A 5,284-nucleotide genomic window follows, 5' to 3' on the forward strand; every position below is an offset into this window, starting at 1 on the left:
GAACTGGCCGGACCCGCCGGTCTCGCGACGGGCGAACGCGGCGGCTTCCTCGTGGACGAGCTGTGCCGTACGGCGGACCCGGACGTCTGGGCCGTCGGCGAGTGCGCGGCCGTACGGGGCCGCGCCTACGGGCTGGTGGCCCCCGGCTACCGGATGGCCGAACTGGTCGCCGACCAGCTGCTCGGCCGCCCCACGGCCCCCTTCACCGACCCCGACACCGCCACCAAGCTGAAACTCCTCGGCGTCGACGTGGCCAGCTTCGGCGACGCGCACGCCGAGACCGAGGGCGCCCTGGAGTACGTCCTGCGCGACGACACCGCCGGCACGTACGCCAAGCTCGTCCTCGACGCGGAGGGGCGCGTCCTGCTCGGCGGTGTGCTCGCCGGTGACGCCTCCGCGTACCGCACCCTGCGCGCCCTGACCGGCCGGGAACTGACGGCCCCTCCCGACCGGCTGCTGTCCGCGCCGGACCCCGGCGGGCCGGCGCGCCGCGTCCGGGCGGCGGACGCGGCCTGACTTGACGGAGTAGTGACCGGCGGTTGGCGGCCGGACCGGCACCGGAGCGACGATCACTGTGCTTAATGGTGCGCGCCGCGCCGCCCCCGACGACGCCGAGGCGGGAAGTGAGGTTCACCAGATGCCCAGTCGCACAGTGGTCGTCCGGACGACCGCGGGACGAGTGGCGGGGAGGCGTTCCGGCGGACTGACCGTCTTCCGGGGCGTGCCCTACGCGGCCGCGCCGGTGGGCCCGCTGCGGTTCGCCTCGCCCCGGCCGCCCGAGCCGTGGCAGGGCGTGCGGGACGCCACCGCGTTCGCCGCCCCCTCCCTCCAGGGCGACTACCTGCCCGGCAGCAGCGAGGACAGCCTGTACGCCAACGTGTGGACCCCGGACACGGAGGGCGGCCTGCCGGTCCTGGTCTACATCCACGGCGGCGGCTGGATGCTCGGCGCGGGCAGCGAGCCCGACTACGACGGAGCCCGCACCGCCGTCCACGGCCGGATGGTCGTCGTCACCTTCAACTACCGTCTGGGCGTGTTCGGCTGGGGCCTGCACGAGGAGCTCACCGACCCGCGCACGGGCTCCTGCGCCAACTGGGGCCTGCAGGACCAGGCCGCGCTGGTGCGCTGGGTCCGCGACAACGCCGCCGCGTTCGGCGGCGACCCCGGCAACATCACCGTCGCCGGCACCTCGGCGGGCGGCTCCAGCACCTGGCAGCTGGCCCTGCTGCCGGAACTGCGCGGCATCATCCGCCGGATCGTCCCCATCAGCGTCAAGCACGTGTGGGCCCCGGCCAGTTCCACCACCCCCGAGGAGTCCCGCCGGGTCTACGAGCACCTCGCCCGCCGCTTCGGCACGACCGTGCCGGGACTGCGCGCCGTACCGGCCGGCGACCTGCGGGACGCCTTCGACGAGGTGTACGCGGGCCGCCCCACCGAGCGGTTCGTGGAGGGCGGCCGGGAGTACCGGGGCCCGGTCGTCGACGGGCGGTGGATGCGCGGCTACGACCACGCGCTGCCCACGCCCGGCATCCCCATGATGCCGGTCTACTGCCGCACCGAGGGCTCCTTCTTCACCACCGGCCCGGGCTACCCCTACCCCGGCCCGCACCCGGCCGACGAGACCCACCTGCGCGCGGCCGTCCGCGAGGTCCTGGAGAAGGGTGCCGCCAAGGTCACCGACGAGCAGGTGGAGGAGTGCGTCGCCCACTACCGGCGGGCGTCCGCGGCGGAGGGGCTGCCCGTCGACCCGGTGTCGGTGTGGACGCAGGTGTGGGGCGACGGGCTGTTCCGCTACCTGATCGTCCGGCTCGCCGAACGGCACGCCCGCGAGGGCGGCCCGGCCGCCGCGCCGCAGTACCTGATGGAGTTCGCCCACCCGCTCAGGCCGCCGTACGCCGGCACCACCCCGCACGAGGCCGTCGCGAAGTTCCTCTTCGGCACCTTCACGCTGCCGGTCAACGCGCCCTTCTACGGGGACGGACCGCTGGAGCGGCGGATCTCCGACACGCTGATCGACCTGGTGGCGTCCTTCGCCCGCGGCCGGGCACCGAGCAGCGAACACGCGCCCGACTGGCCGGAGTTCACCCCGGACCGTCCCAGCGTGATGGTCCTCGGCGGCGAGCGGGTCGCCCGGATCGGCACGGTGTCGGCCCAGGCCCACCTGACGTACTGGGACCGCGCCGGCTGGGTGCCGCGGCCCTGAACACCCCACGGCCACACACCACCACGGCAACGAAAGGACTGGGACTTCGATGTGCGGACTCGCAGGCTGGGTCGCCTACGACCACGACCTGTCGGCACACGGCGCGACGGCGTCGGCCATGACGGAGACGCTCGCGTGCCGGGGACCCGACGACCGCGGCGTGTGGATCTCGCCGCACGCGATCCTCGGCCACCGCCGGCTCTCCATCATCGACCTGGCGGGCGGACGCCAGCCCATGCACGTCACCGGCGAGGGCGACGGCCTCCCCGTCCTCGTCTACACCGGCGAGGTCTACAACTACCGCGAGCTGAAGGAGGAACTCACCGGCCTCGGCCACACCTTCCGCACCTCCAGCGACACGGAGGTCGTCCTGCACGCCTACTTGGAGTGGGGCGAGCACTTCGCCGAGCGTCTCAACGGCATGTACGCCCTCGCCCTGTGGGACCCCCGCAGCGAGGAACTGCTGCTGGTGCGCGACCGCATGGGCGTCAAGCCCCTCTTCTACTACCCGACGCCCGACGGCGTGCTCTTCGGCTCCGAGGCCAAGGCCATCCTGGCGCACCCCGAGGCCGAGGCGGTCGTGGACCGCGAGGGCCTGGCGGAGATCTTCGCCATCATCAACACCCCCGGGCACGCCGTGTTCAAGGGCATGCACGAGGTCGTCCCCGGCACCGTCGTGCGCTTCCACCGCGGCGGCCGCACCACGCGCACCTACTGGCAGCTCGAAGCCCGCCCGCACACCGACGACCTGGACACCACCGTCGCCCGCGTCCGCGAACTCCTCGAGGACATCGTCGAACGCCAGCTCGTCGCGGACGTGAAGGTGGGCACCCTGCTCTCCGGGGGCCTCGACTCCAGCGCCATCACCGCGCTCGCCGCGAAGGTCTTCCGCGACCAGGGCAAGCAGGAGCGCATCAAGGCGTTCTCCGTCGACTTCAGGAACAACGAGGAGAACTTCCGCGGCAACGGCATCTGGAGGGACCCGGACACGCCGTACGCCGTCGACGTCGCCCGCCGCTGCGGCGCCGAGCACATCGTCGTCGAGCTGGAGAACCACCACGTCCTGGACGAGGACGTGCGCGGGCGGGTGCTGCGCGCCCAGGACCTGCCCATCTCCACCGGCGACATGGAGCACTCCCTCTACCACCTGTGCAAGGCCCTCAAGGAGCAGGTGACCGTCGCGCTGTCCGGCGAGACCGCGGACGAACTCTTCGGCGGCTACAACTGGTTCTTCGACAAGGAGGCCGTCGAGGGCGACACCTTCCCCTGGTACGACGCGTGGCGCCGGCTCGGCGGCCTGGACACCATGAAGGAGATCGGCCTGTGGGACCGGCTCGGCCTCGACGAGTACGTGGCCAAGCGGTACGCCGAGGCGCTCGCCGAAGTCCCGCGCCTGGAGGGCGAGTCCGCGCACGAGGCACGCATGCGGGAGCTGTCGTACCTCAACATCAGCCGCTGGGAGAACTTCCTGCTGGACCGCAAGGACCGCATCAGCATGGCCGCGAGCCTGGAGGTCCGGGTGCCGTTCACGGACCACCGGCTGGTGGAGTACGTCTTCAACGTGCCGTGGTCGATGAAGACCTTCGACGGCCGTGAGAAGAGCCTGCTGCGCGCCGCCGCGAGCCACGTCCTGCCCGAGTCGGTGCTGGAGCGCAAGAAGAGCCCCTACCCGTCGACCCAGGACGTGGAGTACGTGCGGGCCCTGCGCGCCAAGGTCGAGGCCCTGCTGGACGGTTCCCCGGTGCTCGACCTCGTGCCGGCCGAGGGCATCCGCAAGCTGCTGGACAAGCCCGTCGAGTCCTACGCCGGTCTCGGCGGCCTGTGGGGCATGCGGGCCGTGATGGAGCGCCTGGTCGAGTTCGACGCGTGGGTGAAGGAGTACGACGTCCGCGTGGAGGGGTGACCCACCCACCGGCGCGGCGTGCGGCGCGCGGCACCCGGACGGGCCGCGCCGCACCGCCGTGCGATTCCGGCCCCCCTCTCGCACCGGCGGAAGGACGCTCATGGACACCACGTTCACCCACACGGGCACCACCCACACCGACGCCTCGGGCCTGCCCCTCGTCGTCGACCGCTCCCCGGAGTGGGGCAGTGATCGGCTCGACCTCGACGCCTACCTCGCCCGCGTCGGCTACCGGGGGCCGCGGGAGGCCTCGCTCGCCGCGCTGCGCGCGCTCCACCGCGCACACCGGGACTCCGTCTGCTTCGAGAACGTCGACATCGCCCTGGGGCGCGCGGTCTCCCTCGACCTCGACGCCGTCCAGCGCAAGATCGTCCAGGCGGGTCGCGGCGGCTACTGCTACGAGACGAACCTGCTGTTCGCCGCCGCCCTGGACCGCTTCGGCTTCCCCGTCACCCGGCTCCTGGTCCGCATCCGCGAGGGCAGCGCCAAGCGCCGGTTCCGCTCCCACACAGCCCTGCTCGTGCGGGCGGACGACATGGTGTGGCTGGCCGACCCCGGCTACGGCTACGCCGCGCTGATCGAGCCCCTCGCCCTGCGCGCGGGAGCGGAGAGCACCGTCGACGGCTGGTCGTGGCGGCTGACCACCGAGGACGGCCACTGGCTCCTGCAGTACCGGCGCCCCGAAGGCTGGTTCGACATCTACGCCTTCCGCACCGAACCGCAGTACGCCGTCGACTTCGAGGCCGCCCACTACGTCAGCTCCACCCGCCCCGGCTCGCCCTTTGTGGGGCAGCTGGTGGTCCAGCGGGCCGGCGACGAGGAGCGGTACCGGCTGAAGAACACCGAGTTCATGACCGAGTACCGCGGCGGCGAGCAGCGCCTGCGCGTCCTGCGCCCGCACGAGGCCGTGGACGTGGTGCGCGGCACCTTCCGGCTGCCGCTCACCGCCGAGGAGGAACGGCTGCTGCACGACTTCCTCGCCGCCCGGCGGTGACGGGCGTACGCGAACTCCCCGCCGAGTGGCAGGGAGTTCGCGTACGGGGGCCTTCGGCCTTCAGGCGCGCGCCGCTCGCGGGGCGAGGGCCGCGAGGACGGCCTCCGCGACCTCCTCCGGAGTGCGCCCGGTGGTGTCGACCACCGCCCGGGCGACCTCCGTGTAGAGCGGGCGGCGGGCCGCG

Annotated in this window: 4 protein-coding genes and 1 pseudogene; 4 read left to right on the forward strand and 1 reads right to left on the reverse strand. The window is 73.0% G+C overall.

Annotated elements, in window-relative coordinates; genetic code table 11:
- The 4 genes from N4P33_RS32205 to N4P33_RS32220 form a co-directional block, all read left to right on the forward strand.
- A partial coding sequence (locus N4P33_RS32205; protein ID WP_260830482.1) for an FAD-dependent oxidoreductase occupies positions 1 to 516 on the forward strand: 516 nt, incomplete at its 5' end.
- 121 nt (positions 517 to 637) lie between these two features.
- The gene (locus N4P33_RS32210) at positions 638 to 2,203 is read left to right on the forward strand and encodes a carboxylesterase/lipase family protein (protein ID WP_260830483.1); all 1,566 of its coding nucleotides are present in this window, start codon (positions 638 to 640) and stop codon (positions 2,201 to 2,203) included.
- Between the two features lie 49 nt (positions 2,204 to 2,252).
- Positions 2,253 to 4,106: an asparagine synthase (glutamine-hydrolyzing) gene (asnB, locus tag N4P33_RS32215; protein ID WP_260830484.1), complete on the forward strand. Its 1,854-nt coding sequence runs from the start codon at positions 2,253 to 2,255 to the stop codon at positions 4,104 to 4,106.
- Positions 4,107 to 4,206: 100 nt separating this feature from the next.
- Positions 4,207 to 5,100, forward strand: a complete 894-nt coding sequence (locus N4P33_RS32220) for an arylamine N-acetyltransferase (protein WP_260830485.1) — start codon at positions 4,207 to 4,209, stop codon at positions 5,098 to 5,100.
- Positions 5,101 to 5,160: 60 nt separating this feature from the next.
- Here N4P33_RS32220 and N4P33_RS32225 read toward each other — a convergent pair.
- Positions 5,161 to 5,284: pseudogene (locus tag N4P33_RS32225) on the reverse strand (shikimate kinase); the annotation flags it as partial.

Origin of the sequence: Streptomyces sp. 15-116A, from assembly GCF_025290915.1 — a bacterium.
Lineage (GTDB): Bacteria > Actinomycetota > Actinomycetes > Streptomycetales > Streptomycetaceae > Streptomyces.